Origin of the sequence: Sinosporangium album, from assembly GCF_900100605.1 — a bacterium.
Lineage (GTDB): Bacteria > Actinomycetota > Actinomycetes > Streptosporangiales > Streptosporangiaceae > Sinosporangium > Sinosporangium album.
In genome coordinates this window covers 330,482-350,343 of sequence record NZ_FNCN01000002.1, presented here as the reverse complement: position 1 = coordinate 350,343, position 19,862 = coordinate 330,482, and the positions used below count along the sequence as shown (strand labels likewise).

General features: G+C 69.4%; 17 protein-coding genes. 2 read left to right on the top strand and 15 right to left on the bottom strand.

Features of this window, described 5'->3' with window-relative positions; translation table 11 throughout:
- Positions 1 to 2: 2 nt before the first annotated feature.
- Positions 3 to 836, bottom strand: coding sequence for a helix-turn-helix domain-containing protein (locus BLQ73_RS03240; protein WP_093168049.1), 834 nt, complete (start codon positions 834 to 836; stop codon positions 3 to 5).
- A gap of 41 nt (positions 837 to 877) precedes the next feature.
- On the opposite strand from BLQ73_RS03240, the gene BLQ73_RS03235 reads away from it, so the two are divergent.
- Positions 878 to 1,063, top strand: coding sequence for an ATP-binding protein (locus BLQ73_RS03235; RefSeq protein WP_093168048.1), 186 nt, complete (start codon positions 878 to 880; stop codon positions 1,061 to 1,063).
- 366 nt (positions 1,064 to 1,429) lie between these two features.
- Here BLQ73_RS03235 and BLQ73_RS03230 read toward each other — a convergent pair whose 3' ends face one another.
- The 10 genes from BLQ73_RS03230 to BLQ73_RS03190 all read right to left on the bottom strand — a co-directional run bounded on the left by BLQ73_RS03230 (position 1,430) and on the right by BLQ73_RS03190 (position 14,999).
- On the bottom strand, positions 1,430 to 2,428 hold the full coding sequence (locus tag BLQ73_RS03230) for an NAD-dependent epimerase/dehydratase family protein (RefSeq protein ID WP_093168047.1): 999 nt from the start codon (positions 2,426 to 2,428) through the stop codon (positions 1,430 to 1,432).
- On the bottom strand, positions 2,425 to 4,215 hold the full coding sequence (locus BLQ73_RS03225; protein ID WP_218125592.1) for an N-acyl-D-amino-acid deacylase family protein: 1,791 nt from the start codon (positions 4,213 to 4,215) through the stop codon (positions 2,425 to 2,427). The genes BLQ73_RS03230 and BLQ73_RS03225 overlap by 4 nt, the downstream gene beginning before the upstream one ends.
- Before the next feature lie 77 nt (positions 4,216 to 4,292).
- Positions 4,293 to 5,243: a class I SAM-dependent methyltransferase gene (locus BLQ73_RS03220; RefSeq protein ID WP_093168043.1), complete on the bottom strand. Its 951-nt coding sequence runs from the start codon at positions 5,241 to 5,243 to the stop codon at positions 4,293 to 4,295.
- Positions 5,236 to 7,557: an MMPL family transporter gene (locus BLQ73_RS03215; protein ID WP_176955244.1), complete on the bottom strand. Its 2,322-nt coding sequence runs from the start codon at positions 7,555 to 7,557 to the stop codon at positions 5,236 to 5,238. The genes BLQ73_RS03220 and BLQ73_RS03215 overlap by 8 nt, the downstream gene beginning before the upstream one ends.
- Positions 7,558 to 7,608: 51 nt before the next feature.
- Positions 7,609 to 9,336, bottom strand: a complete 1,728-nt coding sequence (locus BLQ73_RS03210; protein WP_093168040.1) for an AMP-binding protein — start codon at positions 9,334 to 9,336, stop codon at positions 7,609 to 7,611.
- Entirely contained in the window at positions 9,333 to 9,587 is a 255-nt protein-coding gene (locus tag BLQ73_RS03205; RefSeq protein ID WP_093168038.1) for an acyl carrier protein, read from the bottom strand. Before BLQ73_RS03205 ends, BLQ73_RS03210 begins: the two co-directional genes overlap by 4 nt.
- A 14-nt stretch (positions 9,588 to 9,601) precedes the next feature.
- Positions 9,602 to 10,654 carry a 3-oxoacyl-ACP synthase III family protein gene (locus BLQ73_RS03200; RefSeq protein ID WP_093168036.1) on the bottom strand — a complete coding sequence of 351 codons (1,053 nt, stop codon included), beginning with the start codon at positions 10,652 to 10,654 and terminating at the stop codon, positions 9,602 to 9,604.
- Positions 10,655 to 10,663: 9 nt separating this feature from the next.
- Complete coding sequence (locus BLQ73_RS03195) at positions 10,664 to 13,300, bottom strand: aminotransferase class III-fold pyridoxal phosphate-dependent enzyme (RefSeq protein WP_143020100.1); 2,637 nt, start codon at positions 13,298 to 13,300, stop codon at positions 10,664 to 10,666.
- A 228-nt stretch (positions 13,301 to 13,528) separates the two neighbouring features.
- Positions 13,529 to 13,654: a hypothetical protein gene (locus BLQ73_RS34455; protein ID WP_275936257.1), complete on the bottom strand. Its 126-nt coding sequence runs from the start codon at positions 13,652 to 13,654 to the stop codon at positions 13,529 to 13,531.
- Between the two features lie 208 nt (positions 13,655 to 13,862).
- Positions 13,863 to 14,999, bottom strand: a complete 1,137-nt coding sequence (locus BLQ73_RS03190) for an MFS transporter (RefSeq protein WP_176955243.1) — start codon at positions 14,997 to 14,999, stop codon at positions 13,863 to 13,865.
- A 79-nt stretch (positions 15,000 to 15,078) separates the two neighbouring features.
- Between BLQ73_RS03190 and BLQ73_RS03185 the strand changes: the two genes are divergently transcribed.
- On the top strand, positions 15,079 to 15,474 hold the full coding sequence (locus BLQ73_RS03185; RefSeq protein ID WP_093168030.1) for a helix-turn-helix domain-containing protein: 396 nt from the start codon (positions 15,079 to 15,081) through the stop codon (positions 15,472 to 15,474).
- A gap of 88 nt (positions 15,475 to 15,562) precedes the next feature.
- On the opposite strand, the gene BLQ73_RS03180 is transcribed toward BLQ73_RS03185, so the two are convergent.
- From BLQ73_RS03180 to BLQ73_RS03165, 4 genes are all read right to left on the bottom strand, one after another.
- Entirely contained in the window at positions 15,563 to 16,174 is a 612-nt protein-coding gene (locus BLQ73_RS03180; protein ID WP_176955242.1) for a response regulator transcription factor, read from the bottom strand.
- Positions 16,175 to 16,604: 430 nt separating this feature from the next.
- Positions 16,605 to 17,882, bottom strand: a complete 1,278-nt coding sequence (locus BLQ73_RS03175) for a M16 family metallopeptidase (RefSeq protein ID WP_143020099.1) — start codon at positions 17,880 to 17,882, stop codon at positions 16,605 to 16,607.
- Positions 17,879 to 19,105: a M16 family metallopeptidase gene (locus BLQ73_RS03170; RefSeq protein ID WP_093168024.1), complete on the bottom strand. Its 1,227-nt coding sequence runs from the start codon at positions 19,103 to 19,105 to the stop codon at positions 17,879 to 17,881. The genes BLQ73_RS03175 and BLQ73_RS03170 overlap by 4 nt, the downstream gene beginning before the upstream one ends.
- On the bottom strand, positions 19,102 to 19,860 hold the full coding sequence (locus tag BLQ73_RS03165) for a DUF5944 family protein (protein WP_093168022.1): 759 nt from the start codon (positions 19,858 to 19,860) through the stop codon (positions 19,102 to 19,104). Before BLQ73_RS03165 ends, BLQ73_RS03170 begins: the two co-directional genes overlap by 4 nt.
- Between the last annotated feature and the right edge of the window lie 2 nt (positions 19,861 to 19,862).

Sequence of the window (19,862 nt, the reverse complement as noted above, 5' to 3'; positions counted from 1 at the left end):
CATCAGCTTCCGCCCTTCCATCGGCCCCGCGCTTCCTTGATCATCTTGACAGTCTCGCCTGGTCGGAGCGCCTCTGCCCGGATTTTGTCATACCTGGCCCAGATCTGCGAGACAAAGTCATGATCCGCAGATACTTCACCCTTTCCCGCAGAGTCCACAGAAACCGTTGTCGGCGAGTCCGGAATCTCGGCAATCACGAAGTTCGATACAAGACCGGCTGTGCATGGCGCATCGTGAGGCACGACCTGTACGTGAATGGTCGGACGTTCCACCAGGGAGAGGAGTTGTTGCATCTGGTCATGCATGACAGCACGCCCACCGACCGGCCTGCGCAGCACCCATTCGTCGATGAGCACCCACAGTGTGGGAGGCTTTTCACCGTCAAGGATGACCTGGCGTCTCAGTCTGGCGCTGACACCGTCCTCGACCTCTTTCGGAGACGAGCCCGCCAGGCCGTTCCTGAAGACGGCGCGAGCGTAGGGCTCGGTCTGCAGCAGGCCGGGGACGAGTAGCGGATCCCAGCTTCGCAGTATTCGTGAGTAGGGCTCGACCTCCTCAACCCACCGGATATACCAACTCGGGCCAGACGGAGCCGTGAGGCTGCGGCACAGGCGTTCGAGAAGACCCCCGGTCTTCAGCAGAGTGTCGCATCGAGGCGCGAGGTCGATCCTCAGACTCCGGCTTCCCGACTCGACATGGCTGATCAGGGACGGAGAAACTCCCAGGTGCCTGCCCAGCCGGGCTTGGGAAAGACCTGCCGCTTTTCGGGCGCGTGCCAGCTCTCGACCGATGCGCTGCTCAGGAGTCAAGCGCTTCCCCTCGCCGTCACCTGGCATTTCCAGCCCCTTACCTGCATTCGCGGGGCGGGAAGGTCACGGTGACGCTGGACCTGAACCGCGAGCGCGGCCGGGTGAGGCTGGATGTGATCGACCACGGCCCCACGGTGACCCTGGTGGTCGGCGACGGCGACATCGAGAGCGAGGGCGGCAGGGGACTGCTGCTGGTGGACAGGCTGTCGGACCGGTGGGGCTGGAACCGGCTTGAGCACGGCACGGGGGTGTGATTCGAGCTCGCCGGCGGAGCCGGGTGCGCGAGGCGGGCGGTGGGCGATGAGCGCGGGTGAGGGGAGGACGCTCACTGCGGACGCCGGGGCGGCCCCGGTGTTCAAGGACAGCAAGGGAAAGGCGTTCATCCCTCCGACCGGCATGGACGATCCCCGGCTGCTTCTCGCCGCCTACCGTCTCATGCCCGACGGGATGGTGTGGCGGCGGCTGTTCCCCAGTCGGGCGGACCAGGCGCGGCAGGCGCGGGAGCTGGTGCGCCCGCGACACGGTCCGGGCGGCCATCAACCTCCTCCGGGACAGTCGGCTTGTCCACACGCTGCCGAGGAGAGGGACGTTCGTCGCCGACTGACCCGGCAGGCACGAAGTCAGGCGGGCGGATGCTTGTGCAGGTGCTCTCGGAGGGCCTCTAGGCCTTCGTCGAAGCTGATCAGGGGGCTGTAGCCGAGGTCGCGGCGGGCGGCGGCGATGGTGAACCAGTGGGCGGTGGTGAATTGTTCGACGAGGAAACGGTTGAAGGGCGGGGCCGCGTGGGGGCCGCGGAGGCGGTAGGCGGCCTCGACGGCGGGGGCGAGGAGCCGGGCGAGGGAGACGGGTATGTGGCGGACGGTGGGCCGGACGCCTGCCGCTCCGAGCAGGTGTTTGATGGTCTCGCCGATGGGGCGCGGTTCGCCCTGGGTGATGAAGTAGGCCCGCCCGGCGATGGCGGAGCCGGGTTCGAGGCGTTCCAGGGCGAGCAGGTGGGCGTGGGCGGCGTTGTCGATGTAGACGTTGTCGATGAGCCAGGTTCCCGCGCCGAGCATGTTGAGGCGTCCGCCTTTGGCCATGGCGAGGAGGGCGGGGATGAAGTGGGGGTCGCCGGGTCCCCAGATGATGTGGGGGCGGAGGGCGACGGTGGCGAGGTCGTCGCCGTCGGCGGCGAGGACGAGCCGTTCGGCCTGGGCTTTGGTCTTGGGGTAGGCGGCGGTCCACCGGGTGGCGTAGGGGGCGGTCTCGTCGGCGCCCTCCAGGTGGCCGCCGTCGTGGACGACGGCGGGGCTTGAGGTGTGCACGAGGCGCGTTATGCCGGCGGCGCGGCAGGCGGCGAGGACGTTGAGGGTGCCGAGCACGTTGACGTCGTGGTATTCCGCGGCCGGGCCGTACGCTCCGGCTCTGCCGGCGCAGTGGACGACGGCGTCGTGGCCGCGTACGGCGGCGGTGACGTGGTCGCGGTTTCTGATGTCGCCGACCCGCTGGTCGACGTCCCAGGTGTCGAGCACGGCGTAATGCCGCCGGTTGACGGTGCTGACCTGGTGTCCGGCTTCGGCGAGCAGCCTGGTGACGGCCTGGCCGAGGAAGCCTCCGCCTCCGGTGACCAGCACTTTCATAGGGACTCCCGGTGGGTGGACAGGACGGGGACGGGGCGGGAGGAGCGTCGGGCGCGCAGGAAGCGCCCGGTTCGCCGGGCGGTGCCGTACCCGGGGGTGAATTCGCCGTCGCGGTAGACGAGTTCGCCGCCGACGAAGACGGCGGGCACGGCGGCGTCGTTGCGGTTGACCATGCGCCGCAGTCCGCCGAATTCCTCCATGGGCGCTTCGCGGTAGGCGGCGAGGGAGTCGTCGAGCCCGGCGGGGTCGACGATGAGGAGGTCGGCGCGGTCGCCTTCGCGGAGTTTGCCGGCGGCGAGGCCGAACCAGTCGGCCAGTTCGCCGGTGACGCGGTGGACGGCTCTCTCCATGCTGAGGAACGGCCTGCCGGCGAGGTGGGCGTCGTAGGCGCGTTTGATGAACCGCAGCGAGGCGTTGTAGAAGGCCATGTTGCGCAGGTGGGCGCCGGAGTCGGCGAAGCCCATGTGGACGCCGGGGTCGGCGGCGAGCATGTCCAGGACGGCGGGGCGGTGGTTGGCGATGGTGGTGCGCCATCGGATGGCGGTGCCGTACTCGACGATGAGGTCGAGGAAGGCGTCGACGGGGTGGACGCGCCGCCGGTCGGCGATGTGGCCGAAGGTCTGCCCGACGAGGGAGGGGTCGGGGCACTCGACGATCTCGGCGTCGTGGAGGTCGCGGTGCCAGCCTTTGGGCGGCAGGCGCCTGCGGTATTCGCGTTTGAACCAGCGGCGGTATTCGTCTTTCGACAGTAGCCGCACCCGGTCGGCCTGGTCCCTGAGGTGGAGTGCGGCGGCGGTGGCTCCGAACTCTTCGAAGATGACGAGTTCGATGCCGTCGGAGTAGACCTCGAACGGCACGGGCAGGTGCTGCCAGCGCAGGTCGCTGCCGAGCAGCCGGTTGGACAGCGTGGCGGCGCGGCCGATGGCCTTGGCCAGGGGCGGCGCGGATTTGGGGTCGATGGCGGTGAGCAGGGTGGTTTTGAGGGCCCGCCGCGTTCCCAGGCCGGCGCTGGCGAGGAAGAACAGCGCCATGTTGAGCGGCATGGCGGTGTTGGGGGCGCTCTGCAGGATGGCTCCCCTTCGTCTGAGCACGTGGTTCAGCACGCGGTATTCGCGCCAGGGCGCGAAGGTCGAGGGGAGCCTGGCGGAGCGGAAGCGTTCGCCGTCGAGGCGGGAGAAGGGGCTGGTCATGGTGGACAGGCCGAGGAGTCCGTGGTCGAGCGCGTCGGCGAGGAGCGCCGCCATGCGGCGGAGTTCGGCGTCGGTGGGGGCCTCCGTGGTGCTGACGGCCCGGCCGAGGCCCATGACGTGGGCGCGGAGGTCGGAGTGGCCGAGGAAGGCCGCGATGTTGGGCCCGAGGGCCCGGCTGCCCAGTTCGCTGACGTATTCCCTGGCGCCGGTCCACCCGCGGTGCTTCTCCAGTGCGGCGAGCACGTTCGCGTACGGCAGCGCCTCCACTCTGCTGAACAGGTCGGCGCAGTCCTCCGGCCCGGAGTAGACCGTGGACAGGGAGCAGTTGCCCATGACGACGGTGGTCACTCCGTGCCGGACGGACTCCGGCAGTCCGGGGTTGAGCAGGATCTCGGCGTCGTAGTGGGTGTGGATGTCGATGAAGCCGGGCAGCACCCACCGGTCCGACGCGTCGAGCACGGTCGGGCAGCCCTCCTCGGGCAGGGGAGCCGCCGAGACCGTCGCGACGCGGCCGTCTCGGATGCCCACATTGCGTACGGCCGAGGCGGCACCTGTGCCGTCGAACCAGCGGCCGTTCCGGATGATCACGTCGAGCACGGTACGTCTCTCCTTGGCTCGGGTTCGGGTTCGGGTTCGGGTTCGTCGAAAACCGGTCAGGGCTGTCGAAGAACCGATCAGGTCTTGGGGGTGCCGCCCCTGCCGAGCACGTTGTTGACGAGGAAGCGGCGGGCGGGCCGCAGCCGTACGGGCAGCGGGCGGAAGGTGAAGCGGTGGAGGGTGAGCCATCCTTCGGTGAACGCCTGGACGGCGGTGCCCATGCAGCGTTCGAAGGCCATGGCCTTCTTCCTGCCGATGAGTTCGGCGGCGTGTTCGCGGTCGTCGCGCAGGCGGTCCACCCACATCTGCGCGGTGCGCGCGTAGTGGTCGCGGTCGTTGCGGAGTTCCAGCACGTCGAACAGGCCGTCGCAGGCGTGCATGATCTCGGTGGCGAACGGCGGGTTACACTCGGGGTAGATGCTGGTGGCGAGGTACAGGTCGCTGAGGATCTGGATGTTGAGGGGGAACCTGTGCCCCCAGGTGATCGTCTGGACGGTCATCCTGCCGTCGGGCCGCAGCATGCGGTGGCACCGTTCGAAGAAGGTGCGGTAGCTGCGGATCTTGCTGCGTCCCGACAGTCCGGGCCGGGCGAAGTGCTCCATCGCCTCGACCGAGATGATCGCGTCGTACGGCGTGCGCGGCCGGTGGTCGACGTAGTTCTCCAGACGCACCTCGCACCGGGGCAGGTCCTGCTTGTGCAGGTAGTCGACGCCGGCCTCGCTGAGGGTGATGCCGACGGCCTCGGCGACCTGGTATTTCTCGACGAGGGTGCGCAGTTCGTAGCCGTAGCCGCAGCCGACGTCGAGCACGCGGGAGCCGGGCCGGACGTTCGCCTGCTCGATGAGGTAGGCGGTCTTCCTGGCCTGGGCGGCTTCGAGCGTGTCGTCGCCGTCCTCCCACATGGCGGCGGCGTAGTTCAGGTCGGGCCCCTGCCATATGCGGAAGAAGTCATCGGACACGTCGTAGTGCCGCTGGGCGGCGGCCTGCGACACGCCCTTGTAGCCCGCCGTCGCACGGGTTTTAGACATGCGTGGTCCTTTCCTCGGCTGGGATGCTCTCTGTCTCCCGCGCCCAGTTCGCGGCGGGCAGCAGACGGTTCAGGAAGTCGGGGATCCACCAGTTGGCTCTCTTGGCGATGCCCATGGCCGCCGGCACGAGCAGCATGCGCACGATGGTCGCGTCGATGACGACCGCGACGGCGAGCCCGAAGGCGAACTGCTTGAGTTCGAGGACGTCGGCGAGGAGCAGACTGCCGAAGACGGCGGCCATGATCGCCGCCGCGGCCGTGATCTGGCGGGCGGTGTGGCTGAGGGCGACGACGACGGCGCGGTCGTTGTCGCCGCTCCGTTCGTACTCTTCCTGGATACGGCTCACGAGGAACACCTCGTAGTCCATGGACAGCCCGAACAGCAGCGCGAACAGCGCCACGGGGAGATACGCCTGCAGTGTGCCCACGCTGGTAAAGCCGAGCAGCCAGTCGCCGTGGGAGAACTGGAACACGAAGACGGTCAGCCCCAGGGCGGCGGTGGTGGCGAGGATGTTGAGCACGACCGCCTTGAGCGGGATCAGCACGCTGCGGAAGACCAGCAGGAGGTAGACGAACGACAGCCCGAGCACGATCGCGATGACGAGCGGCAGCTTGGACGACGTCTCGTCGGACAGGTCGACGTATTGCGCGGTGAGCCCTCCGACGTGGACCTCGGCCCCGGTGCCGCGGAAGGCGTCCGGGGCGTGCTGGTCGCGCAGGTCGCGCACGAGGGCGCTGGCTTCGGGCGAGTCGACGGCCTGGTTGAGGATGATGCTGAGATAGGTGCACCGCCCGCCCCTGTCGAGGTCGACGATGCGGTTCAGCTCCCGCCTCGCCTCCGGTACGGCGGCGGCCCGGCGCAGGTGCGCCTCGGTGTGGCCGCCGAAGGCGCGGTCGAGCTCGGAGGTCACCGAGGTGACCGACTCCACGTGGGGGTGCCTTGCGAGCGTCGCGGTGAGGCTCGCCACCCTGTCGAGTTCGGGGGCGGCGATCGGGCGTGGTTTGCACGTGGTGACCTGCACCGGGCCGACGGCGCCGGCAGTGAACGACTGGGTGACGATCTGCTGGCCTTTGCCGGACCTGGTCTCGCTCAGCGCGGCGAGACCCCAGTCGATGCCCAGTTTGATGGAGGTGAGGGGCAGGGAGGCCAGGATGAGCAGGGCGAGCGCCGGCAGGCCGGTCAGCACGGGATGGCGCAGGACGAAGGCCGCCCACCTGCCCCAGAGGCCCACCGCGGCGGTGCCGTTCCCCGAGATGTCGGGGGGCCGCATGCGCCGGGGCAGCGCGCCGAAGTTCACCCGGTCGCCGAGCACGGCGAGCATCGCCGGCAGCAGCACCAGGGAGGTCAGCAGGCAGCAGGCCACGACGAGGCTGGTGGCGAGGGCGATCTCCATGAAGATGTGGCCGTTGATGACCAGCATCGAGCCGAGCGCCACGATCACGATCAGACCCGAGGTGATCACGGTCCGGCCCGAGGTGCGCAGGGCGAGGCCGATCGAGGTGTCGATGGCCTCCCGGCTCGCCCTCTTCCCGAACGGTGTGCGGGCGGCGAGCTCCTCGCGGAACCGGCTGACGACGAACAGCGCGTAGTCGATGCCGACGCCAATGCCGATGACGGTCGCCACCACCGTGACGAACCGGTCGAGATGCAGCGGGAAGGCCAGTGGCACCAGCAGCGCCGAACACAGCAGCACGGAGCTGAGGGCGACGAGGATGGGCAGCAGGGCCGCGGCGAGGGCGCCGAGGGCGAACAGCAGCACGACCAGGGCGAGCGGAATGCCGATGTTCTCGGCGGTCCGCTGGTCGCGCAGCTCGATGTCGGACAGATCGTTGGTGAGCGGCGACGGGCCCGTGAGGTACGCCTCGACCCCGGTGCCGGCGCTCTGGCGTTCGATGCGGTCCTGGAGGCGGGCGGCGACGAAGGCGCGCTGGGCCTCCGTGCCGCGCATCCCCAGGACGGCGAGGGCCACCCGGCGGTCGGCCGAGATCTGTTCGCCCCGGCCGTCGGCGTAGGGGCTTTCGACCTCGGTGACGCCCGAGCCGTTCTTGACGGTCTCGATGATCCGCTCGACGACTCTGCGGTATTCGGGTGAGGCCACGGTGTGGGTCGCCGAGCGGAAGACGACCACGTCCTGCTCGGCGCCGAGATCCCAGAAATGTTCGGTCAGCAGGCTCTGTGTCTTCGCCGACTCGGAGTTCCTGACGGTGTAGTCGGGGGCGCCGAGCCGCGACTCAAGGACGGGATACAGGATCCCGGCCACTGCCAGAACAGCCGCCCACAGCGCCAGGACCAGGTAGCGGCGTCGCGCCACCACCTGGCCCCAGCGTCCGAGGAGTGAAATAGAAGGTGGATGCTTCAACGAGGGTCAACTCTCTCCGGCGGCTCCGAGCTCGATCACACCGCTCAGCGGCATGGCCTGCTGCGACAGCAGCCGCCTGGTCTCCTGATATCGCTTCTTTCCGCTGGTCGTCCGGGGGATGACCCGTTTGCGGGCGAACAGCAGTTCGTCCAGGGGCACCTCCAGCGCGCGCAGCGCGGCGGCCTGCTCCGCGCTCACGCCCGCCTCTCCCCGGTGGTTCTCCACGAGCACGGCGACGGCGCCTGTGGGATCGTGGATGTCCCGCTCGAAGACGAGGGTCTCGTGGGCGGGATGGCCGAGAACCGCCGCGACGCGGTCCTCCAAGAGCGAGGCGAGGTAGTTCTGCCCGTTGCGGATGATCACGTTCTTGGTCCGCTCCAGGATGAACAGCTCACCGCGGTGGACGAAGCCGAGGTCCCCCGTCCGGTAACGCCCCTCCTCGAACGGCGCCGGCTCGCCCGTCGCGCCGTCCAGATAGCCCAGGCACACGCTGGGCCCGTGTAACTCGACCTCCCCGAGCACACCCTCCCCGTGTACGGCGGAGCCGTCCGACACGAGCCGCATCCCGATCCCCGACAGCGGACCGCCGCACGAGAACACCGCCACCCCCCGCTCCGGCGCGGGCGCGCCCGGCCCGGCGCGCCCCTCCCCGAGCAGGCGCACGGGCGAACCCGGCGAGGTGGACGCCGGGTCCACCAGGGCGTAGCGCGGCACGCTTCCCGGGGCCGCCATGGTGGTGGCGAGCGTCGACTCGGCCATGCCGTAGCTGCATGTCAGGGCGTCGTCGCGCAAGCCGTACTTGCCGAACCTGTCGTGGAAGCCCTGCACGGTGGCGAACCTGATGGGCTCGGCGCCGATGACGGCGCTGCGCAGGGACGACAGGTCGCAGCCGGCCAGGTCGCGTTCGGCGACCATGCGGGCGCTGTAGTCGTAGCCGAAGTTCGGCGCGGCGGTGATAGTGCACCGGAAGCGGCTGATGGCGTCGAGCCAGCGGAACGGCCGCATGACGAACTCCGACGGCTTCATGAGCGACAGCGGCCAGCCGTGGAAGAAGCTCAGCAGCACCGTGCCGACCAGCCCCATGTCGTGGTACAGCGGCAGCCACGTGGCCATCCGGTCGTCGCGGCCGGCGCCGAGGGCGGACCGCAGGGCCGTCAGGTTGGCGCAGGCGTTCGCGTGGGAGATCGCGACCACCTTCGCGTCGCCGGTCGACGCGCTGGTCATCTGGTAGAAGGCGACGTCGCCGCCGCCAGCGTCGCCGGGGGGCGGTGCCTCGGCGAGGGCGCCGTAGGCGTCGGGGGCGGCGGGCAGCGGCAGGACCGGCGCGTCCGGCAGGTCGAGATCCAGGGCCAGGAGCGCCTCCTCGACCGCGAGCACGCAGCGCCCGGGGAACCGGGCGGCCACCTGCCGCACCCGGTCCACCAGCGGCCCCGGGCCGCCCGCGGCCTTCAACCCGGGCAGCACGACCGGCCGGTCGCCCGCCCACAGCGCGGCGAAGAAGGCGAGCAGGGTGGGCATGGGGTCGTTCGCGATGATGATCAACGTGCGCGGGCGGCCGTCCGGGTCGCGGGGGACGCGCCGACCGAGCCAGGCGCTCATGTGGAGGAATCTCCGGTAGGAGATCACCACGTCGGGGGCGCCGAAACCGAGGAAGCGCACACCGGCGCGGGGGCCGGCCCCGGTCGCGGCGGCGTGGAAGGCGGCGGGCAGGCTCTGCGGGCCGGACGCGCTCACGCCGCCGCCGCGGTCTTGCGTTCGACGAGCTCGACCAGGGCCAGCGCGGAATCCGCCAGCATCACCTCAGTGTCGTTGATCGTGATGCCGTAGTCGTCTTCGAGCCGGGCGGCGACCTGGAGGACGGTGAGGGAGGTGACCCCGTGGTCCTTGAGCGGAGCGCCGTCCAGGGTGATGGCCGAGCCGTCGAGCTTGTCGTCGATCGCGCAGGCGGTCTCGACGATGGTGGCGAGGATCCGTTTCCTGTCCATGCTTCTTCCCCCAGTCAGGTTTTGAACGTGAATCTGGCCAGCGCCGTCGTCACCCCGGACGAGGCCATCAGCACCATCACCCCGTCGCCGTCCGCGAGGTCCCCGCTCGCCAGCGCGTCGGACATGGCCAGCGGGACGGAGGCCGAGACGGTGTTGCCGTACTTGTGGTGGGTGAAGCGGTAGCGCCCCGGGTCGATACCGCAGGAGTCCACGACGTAGCGGCTGGCCGCGTCGCTGGCCGAATGGCCGAAGACGATGTCGGGTTCGAACTTCTCGAACTCCGGTCTCTCCCGGTAGTGGTCGATGAGTTTGCGCGTGCCGAACTCCATGAGGCGCAGGCCGTACGACACGAACCGCATGGGCTCCCAGTCGTGTACGGCGGCGCGTTCGCGGCCCGCGTATCCCTCGAAGGTGGCCAGCGGCACGAAACACAGGTCCCACTTGCCGCCGAAGCTGCGGAAATCCGCGGCGAAATCATCGAAGCCGTCGCCTCCGGCGGAGACGATGGTGACGGTCGCCGCCTCCCCCACGGTGACCGTCGGGTGCCAGTGCGCGAACTCCTCCAGCGATCTCAGTTCGTAGCGGTAGCTGTCGCGGCCGGCGCATTCGGCGTTGAGGATCATGACGTTGCGGTAGTGCCCGTGCGCGACGGACATGTGGGCGAGTTGAAGCGCGCGCAGCCAGCTCGCGCAGGCGTCCATCACGTCGAACGAGGTCGCCCGGTGGAGCCCGAGCCGCTCCTGGTGCATGGCCGCGGTGGCGGGTTCGACGACCCCGCGGGCCACCCCCGCGTAGATCAGCAGGTCGATGTCCCCGGGGTCCAGGCCCGCCGACGCCAGGGCCCTCTCCCCCGCGTCGGCGGCGAGTTCCACCGCCGTCTCGCCCTCGTCGCGCACATAGCGCACGGTGGTGCCGGAGGAGGTGAAGCAGTCGCGGGTGAGCCGTTCGAGCCCGCCCAGCTCCTCGCGCGTGAGGTGCCGGGCGCTGGCCCGCAGCAGGTTGTCGATCACCTCATCGTTGGTGACCGGTCTGGACGGCAGACGATGCTCGATCGCTCGGAATCTCATATCAGTTCCTCAGGAGGTGAAGAAACCACTGGAGGCCATTTCGGCGACGCTGTTCCGGAAAGCCTGGGAAATGCATTTGAGGTCGGCGTCGGAATGAGCGTCGCTGAGCATCATCGTGTGGAGTTCCGGCATGTGGACCCCGTGTGCCCTCATGTAATAGGCGAGTGCGATGTTCGCCTCGATGCGTGTGCCTGCGAGCCGGTCGCGCACCAGCCTGGGAACCGCGTGGTCGAAGGTGATCGAGAATATCGAGTCACGTCCTTTGACCACGCACGGCACGCCCAGGTCGGCGGTGTGCGTCCTGAGTTCGTCGATCAGCCACGCGGTTTTGCGGCGTAGTCCGTCATAGATCTGGGGATTGTCGCGGAGGTGGGTGAGTACGGCGGTGCCCGCCGCCGCGGTGACCGAGTTCCCGCTCATCGTGCCGCCGACAAAAGCCCTGGTGTCGATGTCCAGGAACGGATCGCCGGTGGTCCTGGCGGTATCGACGACCTCCGCCCGCCCGACCACCGCCCCGCAGGGCAGACCACCTCCGATGATCTTGCCCAGGCAGGTGAGGTCGGGTTCGACACCCGCCAGATGCCGCACTCCCCCGTAGTGGACGCGAAAACCCGTCACGACCTCGTCGTGGACGACGAGGATTCCCTTTTCCGCGCACACCTCATGGAGCCGGCTGAGGAAATCGGCGTCGAAATCGGCCAGGGCCGCCGGCATCGGCTCCACGATGACGCAGGCGAGAGTGGACGCGTTGTCGAGCAGCCGGTCGAATGAGGCGCGTTCGCCGTACTGAAGGAGAAGGGTGTCGTCGACGACGGCGTCGTGGAAACCGGCGGAATTCGCGACCGGCTCGGGCGCCAGGCGGTCGCCGCGGTAACGGAACCACGAGCTGACCATGCCCTGGTCGGAGAATCCGTGGAAATGCCCTTCGAACTTGGCGACGCGCTGCCGCCCGGTGTGGGCGCGGGCGATGCGCAGCGCCATCTGCACGGCCTCGGTGCCGGAGTTGGACAGCACGACCTTGGCCCCGGGGCCGAACGCCTCGGCGATCAGCCTCGCCAGCGACAGCTCGCTCGGGCTGCCGATCGCGTTGACCGCGCCGTCCGTCACGGCCCCGCGCACCGCCTCCACCACGTCGGGGTGGGCATAGCCCAGGATGTGCGGGCCGTATCCGAGGGACAGGTCGATGTAGTCGTTTCCGTCGACGTCGCGGACCTTCGAGCCCGACGCCTGCGCCACGATCAGCGGGAAGGCACTCGGCATGGCGAAACGGTCGAGGTGCGTGGGCGCCACCAGGTAGCCGGCGGCCTCCCGCCGGGCGGCACGGGAGCCGGGCATGCGGGCGCCCAGTTCGCGTTCGAAGCGCTCACGCAGGTCGTCGCCGAGATACGGGGAGAAGCGGTCGGTGAAGCGCCGCGCGTTGCGCCAGATGTCGATGCCGGGGTCCACCATGGTCAGGTAGCCCTCGCCGGTGAGGAGCGACAGGGCGAGCAGGGTGAACCTGGTCGACATGCGGGTGCCGTACCGGTGCATCAGCCTGATGGTGTCGGTCAGGAAGCCCATCGTGGACCAGTTCGCCGACACCTCCTGGAAATGGCGCTGGAGGACGGCCGTGAAATCCCGCTCGTAGTCGGCGCGGCGGGCCGCCACCCGTTCGGGGTGCACGACGAAGGTGCGGGTGAAGCGCTCGGTGGCGAGGTCCCACTGGTGGCGTATGCACGCGTAGTAGAAGGCCGACAGCCCCCAGCGGTCCTCCTCGGTGAGCCGCCCGACCAGCCCGAAGTCGACCAGGATGATCTGGCCGTCGTCGCCGACCATGATGTTGCCCGGGTGGGGGTCGACGTGGAACAGCCCGTGGAAGTAGACCATGCAGTAGAAGACGTCCTGGAGCCTGGCCGCCAGGTCGGTCCGCGGGAAGGCGACCTGCTCCACGTTCTCGCCCCGGGTCGCCTCGACGTATTCCATGACGAGGACGTCGCGCGTGGACAGCTCTTCGTAGACCCGCGGCACCCGCAGGAACGGATGGTTGCGGAAGTTGCGCGCCACCTCGCTCTGCCGACTCGCCTCCTTGTGCATGTCGCACTGCTCCAGCAGGGCCGGCCGCAGCTCCTCCACGTGCCCGGGAAGCTCGTACTTCCGCAGCGGCGGCACCAGCGCGTGTACGGCTACCGCCAGCCGTGCCAGCACCCAGGACGCGGCGGCGAGCCGTTCCTGGACTCCGTCTTTCACGACCTTGACGGCGAGCCGCTCACCCTCGTGGGAGACGGCCGAGTGGATCTGCGCGACCGAGCCGACCGCGAACGGGACGCGGTCGAAATCGGCGAACACCTCCGTGACGGGCGCGGGGAGGCCCCTGCGCAGGACCGTCTCCAGCGCGGCGGGCCCCATCGGGGGCAGGTCCGAGAAGAAGTGGCGGAACTCCTCAGACGCCTGACCGGGCAGGATGCCGGACTGGGTGCCGAGCACCTGCCCGGCCTTGACATACATCGGCCCCATGCGCAGCAGGTAGCGGCGCAGCACGCCGGACAGCCGCGCGCGCCGGTCACCTCGGCCTCCCGCCGCGTAGACGGCGGCGTAGAAGGAGGTCCACCCGATGATGCGCACGCCCTCCCAGGCGGCCCGGCACGCCAGACGCACGCCGTAGAACATCACGCTCCCGTTCTGATCTGAACAAAGGAATGCGTTTTCCACGCGTTGACCGCTCCCCTCCGCGTCTCCACGGAGTCGTCTCCACGGAGTCGTCTCCACGGAGACGCGGGGGAGAAACGGTTTCGGCGCCTACAGGGAAATCCACGCCTTCGCCCCAGGGCGAGAAGCTCCGGGGGCGAAGGCGTGGATCACTCTGCTTTCAGTGGATCACTTGCTTTCAACCGCCGATTACTCGAAGTCGATCCCCGAGATGTCGAGCGAGGAGGACGAGGAGGAGGAGCTGCAGCCCTCTTCGACGCCGATGCTCTCCAGGCTGGCGACCTTCTCATCGACGATGGCGAATGTGACGTCCATGTCCACTCCTTTCGTGACTTGCGTTCCACCCCCATGAAGGGAAATCAGGGGGCCGTCCCACGAGCGGGGGACCCGAAAGCCCCTCCGGCCCCGGGGACTCACCGCCCCGGCTTCCCATGCCCCAGGTGAAATCGCGAGGACAACGATGCGAGAGTAGATTGGGCCGCATTTCGCCGACGACACGGATAACCGTAGTAAATCCTGGGAATTACTCAACGGCCGAGGCAGATGAGCGTTTTGTTCGGCCAAAGGCCAGGAGCACCACGGCCATCACCAGCGCGAAACCGGCCCCTGTCGCCGCAGCCCCGCCGAATCCGAAGGCGTCCATCGTCGCGCCCGCCGCGAGGGGCGCCACGGCGAGCCCCCCGGTGTAGGCCAGCGTGTAGAGCGCGTAGACCGCGCCGTAGTTGGGCGGCCTGCGCTGCTCGGCGAGGTCGGCCATGAGGGTCAGTGTGGGCGTGAGCACCAGGGACGCGCCCACGGTGACGACCGCGAGAGCGACCGTCGGCAGCACCACCCCGTCGAGCCGCGGCAGGACGAACAGGGCGCCGGCCGCGAGCACGCATCCGGCGAAGGCCATCGCACTGGCCGGGATGAAGCGCAGCGCGGATCCGGCGAGCCACGGCACCATCGAGGCGACCAGGGCCGCCACGCCGAACACCAGGCCCACCGCGCCCGGCCCCGCGTCCGCGGTGCTGAACAGGTGGAGCGGGAGGATCGGCTCCAGGAAGGCGATCAGAGCCGCGCCCACTATAGTGAGTGTGCCGACCAGCACCAGACCGCGCCTGTCGCGCAGCGGCACCCGCTCCTCCGGCGCGGCGACCGCGTGCTCCTTGGGGATGAACCTCCAGCGCACCAGGCCGTCGACCGCGGCCAGCACGAAGGCCAGGATGAAGGGGGCGCGCGGGTCGAACCAGTCGGTGAGCAGCCCGCCCACGGGCGGGCCCAGCAGGGTGCCGACGCCGAAGCACGACAGGGCGATGCCCATGGCCTTGCCCCGCTCGGCGGGCTCGTGGGTGGTCGCGATCAGGGCCAGCGCCGCGGTCCAGCCGAGGCCGGCGGACGCGCCCTGCAGGGCCCTGGCCGCGATCAGCAGGCCGGGATCCCGGAGGAACGCGAACAGTAGTGTCGAGGCCGCCAGGCCGAGCATGCCGATGATCATGGGCGCCCGGTTCCCCCGGCGGTCGATCCAGGCCCCGGCCAGCGGGGTGACCAGCACCAGCGCACCGGCGTAGACGGCGAACATCACGCCGACCCCCAGCGGCTGGGTGCCGTGTTCCACGGCGATCTTCGGTAGCACGGGGACGGCGATGCCGTAGACCATCGCGTCCGTCGCGAGCGCCACGCACGCAACAGTGAGCGCCAGACTCCGGGTATCCGTGCGTTGCTTGCTTCCCATAGTAGATTTATCTACCATAGTGAATATGAAGAAGCAACAAGCCCCCTCACGGCCGACCCGCGCCATGGGCGACCGCATGCGGGAGGCCCGCGAGACGCTCGACCTCTCCCTGCAGGCCGCGGCCGAGCGGGCGGACATATCTCCCGGCTACCTGTTCAAGCTGGAAAGCGGCTATGTCGGCACACCGTCACCGCGGATCCTGCACCGCCTCGCCGGTGTGCTCGATGTCGGCTACTGGGAGCTCATGAGCCTGGCCGACTATGTGGTGCCCGAGGGTGAGGAGCACCAACGCCGCCCGGAGGCCACTCCGCCCGCGCAGTCGAACCGTTCGCCGGACCGTTCGCCGGACCGTTCACTAGAGAGAGTGATCTATCTTCTGGAGGAAGTGGTGAGCGAGCTGCGGAGAATGCGCTCGCCCTGAGCCGCCCCACTCCCCCACCTCCAGTTCTCGGTCTGTTTCGCAGTCTGTGCAGTCTGTGCGGGAATCGGCGAGCCGGGCCGATCCCGCCTCAGGCGAGCCCCAGGGCCGTGGCGCGCTCCACGACCTCCAGACGGCTGCGCGCGCTGAACTTCGAGAGCAGATGCCGCATGTGGTATTCGACGGTGTTCACCGTCACATGCATGACATCGGCGATCTCCTTGTTTCTGAGCCCCTTTCTCAGAAGCTCCAGCACCTCTCTCTCACGTCTGGTGAGATGCGGCGCGGGGCCGGCGACCCGGTCGCACAGCATCCTGGAGAAGACGTGATCCATCACGTTGATGTCGAGCGTCTGGGCCGCCTTGATCGCCGCGATGGCCCTCGGCACGTCGATCGTGTGCTCCAGGTAGACGCGACACCCCCGCTTCAGCCAGCGTTCGCAGCGGCGCCAGTCGTGGCGCGGCCCGAGCAGGACCAGCCCCACGTCCTCGCGCATCGCCTTGGCCGCCATCACCACCCGCTGGATGTCGCTGTCGTCGTAGTCGTAGCCGACCATGATCCAGTTGGCCCTGCTGCAGTGGACCGCGGCGGCCAAGTCGCCCAGCCCGCGACAGCGGTGGATCATCACGTCGGCGTCATCGACGACCTGATCGGTTTGCATTGCCCGCCAGTGGCCGAGCACGACAACGCGATACTCCTTCATCTCGTAGATCGATTCCTCGTGCGAACGGTGCCCGAACCGCAGACCTCCCCGCGATAAGCCGGAGGCAGGTGTGGTTCCAGCAAGAATCCCTATCATTGCGCCGGACCTCTTTTTCAATGTCCAGGACCAGGTGACACCGTGCTCAGCGAGGCACCACGCCGGTTTCGGCGCTGCCCCCGCAGTGCCGACTCACAACCCCTTGGAGCGGTCCTTCTGTGATGCCGATAGCGTTCACGACATACGAAAGCCGCTTATAGGTGAAGGGACGATGAACTTCATGCGTCTGAACGCATCCACCCTTCTCCCCGTCAACGCCATGAGCCGTATCTCGCCCTCATTACTATCACATGGACATCAACCTCCGCTTTCCGGGCACTCGGGGCATTAATCATGATTTCGACCACGCCGATATCTCTCGCAACTATCACACCTACCCAATAATTCGGACATCGGACCCCAGAAATCGCGATGCGGCCTCCACGACCTGGGCGGCATGGACGCGCTCCAACCGTTCCGGATAATCGAGTATCCGACCTGCGGAAATACCGGCGATCTCGTAGCCGCACATCCGCTCGGTGAATCCACGCGCCGATTGCACGGCCTGCATCTGCCGAATGATCAGGCGTTCTTTGGCGGAATCCACCATCGCCGCAGTAGGTCCCGCGGAAGCGAGCCACTCCAGCGTCTCCTCGACGCGCTCGGTGACCACTTCCAGCGCATCGGCGCGGCATGCGCCATAGATCAGGCCATAGCCCCCCTCGGCGAACTCTCTGCTGAAGGCCGCCAGCGAATACGTGAGGGCGTCCTCATGGCGAAGCCGGCGATCAAGCTCGCCTTCCCGCCCACCCAGCACGGCCCAAGCGATGTGCAGCGCGAATTTCTCCTCATCTCCCAGGGCCACCCCTTTCGCGCCCACCAGATAGTGCCCTCGTGACGACGGGCCTGCCGCCGTCGAATCCGGTCCCTCGACGATGGGACCGGCCAGGGACGAGACGGAAGGTCCCTCCGAAAGCAGAGCGGAGGGCGGGACGGAAACCCCCTCCGAGGACAGGGCGGAACCCCCCTCGGAGGGCGGGACGGAAGGCCGGGTGGCGATGGCCGCGGAGAGCGCGGCGGCGCACTCGGCCGCCGTCCGCCCGTCCGCCGCCGACATCGCGAGCACCGGAGGGGCCGCCGCCAACTCCCCCATCGCGCGGAGGAGATCGCCGGTGCCGCAGGCACGCAGATAAGCGATCCGCTCGGCATGGCCGACGCCGTACCGGTGCCCGCCGAACAGGGCGGCGCGTATGCGGTCGGACCAGCGGCCCTCGTCCCTCTCGGCACGTTCCAGCGCCGTACGGCGTGCCCGGGTGACGGCGTCACCGGCGGGCAGGGCGGTGGGCAGGGCGGTGGGCGAGAACCAGTACGGCAGGCCGTGGACGTCCGCCCACCGCGCTCTGACCGCCTCCACCGTGACGCCGGCGAAATCCACCGCCGCGACCGGCGACACCGCCACCTCGGCTCCGGCCCGCATGGCGGCCTCGGCCACCGTGGCCGCCCAGAGGTCGGCCACCAGAGGCGCGGCCAGGACCGTCGACCGGCTGAGGCCGCGCAGCGGCACGACCAGGGTGGCGGCCACCACGGCCGTGGGCAGGTCCTCCGGGTCCAACGCCGCGACCACGACCCCGCTGGGAGCGCGTTCCCTGCTCATCATCCCGAAACCCCTCATCCCGAAACCCCCGATGGCGCCCCTGAAGCCCCCGAAACCCGCGATAGCTCCCCCGTCGCCCCCGACGCCCCCGAGGGCGCCGTCGCCGTCGCCGGCTCCGCCAGGCGCTCCGACCACGCCCCGATCAGGCGGGCGAGCGCCGACGTGTCGGGCGGTGCCGTACTCTGCTCCGGGAACGCGCCGAGGGCGGCGCTCACCGCGACGTCGTCCCTGCGCCGCAGCTCCGGGATCACGACCCGGGACCGCAGCCATTCCAGGCCGTCACCGGCGAGCAGCCTGTCCCGGGCGGCGAGACAGGCGGCGGTGACGGCCCGGTGGGCCGCCCGGGCGTCCCGCGCCCTCACCATCACCCACGTGCACACGTGGCCGCGCAGGTCGAGCCGGTGGACCTCAAGGCCGGTGGCCGCCCGTACGGCACGGCACGCCGCCGCGTGGTGCTCCCCCGCCTCCGCGGTCTCCTCGGCGAACGCAAAGCCCACCCACTCCCCCGCCTCGGACGCGCACACACCGCCCGGCGCCGGGGCGGGGAGCCCCTCGCCGACCGGGTTTCCGCACGAGACGGCGTCACCGCACGAGACGGCGTCACCGCACGAGACGGCGTCACCGCACGAGACGGCGTCACCGCACGAGACGGCGTCACCGCGCGCGGGGATGTCCAGACCGTCGCCAGCGACGGTGAGGTGAGCCAGATCGGGGCGGTAGCGGCGGGCGTGGAACTCGCTGACCTCGCCCGGGGTAAGGGCGGCCAGGGCCGAGGGGTCCCCGAGCACGGGATGAGCGTACGGCGTGCCGTGCCAGAGCGCGGCGAACAGCGCCTGCTGGAGCCGCCACGCCACGCTGCTCTCCCGGTGGGCGCGTTCTTCGGAGACGGCCGCCAGCTCGGCCGCGAGCACCGCTTCGCTTACGGCCAGGGGCTCGAAGGCCAGGGTGAGCACGTTGAGCGCCTCGGCGACGTCGCGCGGCCGTACAACGACCGTGTAAGCGGTGTGCTCCTTGCCGGTGGCGGCCCCCACCAAGGCTCCTCCGCCGCCCCCGCCGCCGACCCTGCCGCCGACCCTGCCGCCGCCCATCGCGCACCTGACGACGAGGTGTTCGAGCAGGTGCGCCATCCCACGCTCGGCGGGGCTCTCGTCCGCGCTCCCGACGCGCACGCACAGCCGCAGCGCGGCCAGTCGCGCACCTGGGTGCCGGACCCGGCGCACCTGCAACCCGGGAGGCGTCATCGTGGCCGGATGACGATGAGGGACTGGGCCAGGAACCGCTCCTGGTCGTCGACGGCGATGACCACCCACTCCCCCGGCGCGAGTCCGGCGTTGGCGTCGAGGGGGATGACCCGGTGGACCTCCGGTTCCTCCGGGGTGCAGACGAACTCCGTGCGGTCGATGATCCCGGTCGCCTGCAGGGCGATGACGATCTTCTCGGGTTCCTTCAGGTCGGAAAGACCCACGGTGAAACGCAGCATCTTGCGTCCGTCGTCGCTCTGGATCTCGTGCAGCTCCGCGCGGCCGAGGGTGAGGGGGGACACGTACTGCGAGGTGAACGGGTAGGCGCGGACCTTGCCCTCGTGGTTGAACACCACGGACTCCACGGCGAGCAGCCGTTCCTCCGCGTCGTAGACGGAGGCGTGGCAGTAGTCCCGGTCGGTGCCGTCGAGAAGGACCAGCACCTCCGACGTCGCGGACGGGTTCTCCGGGGTGATCCGGTGCACGCTGATGCGCGTCTCCTCCCTGTCGACGAAGACGAGCCGGTGCGTCACGGCGGCGGCGGAGTCGAGGCCGTCGATGTGACTGCTGAAGCGCAGTTTGACGCCCGTGCCGCAGGGCTCGGCGTCGATCGTGCAGCGCACGGGCCGGGTCCGGGCGGGCAGCAGGGAGCTGACGATGTGCTTGGCGAACGCCTCAGAGATCAGCGCGGTGTCGTCGAAATCTTCTTTGCGGACCATGGAGACGGCGTGGTGGACGGTGAAGCTGGGAGCCATCG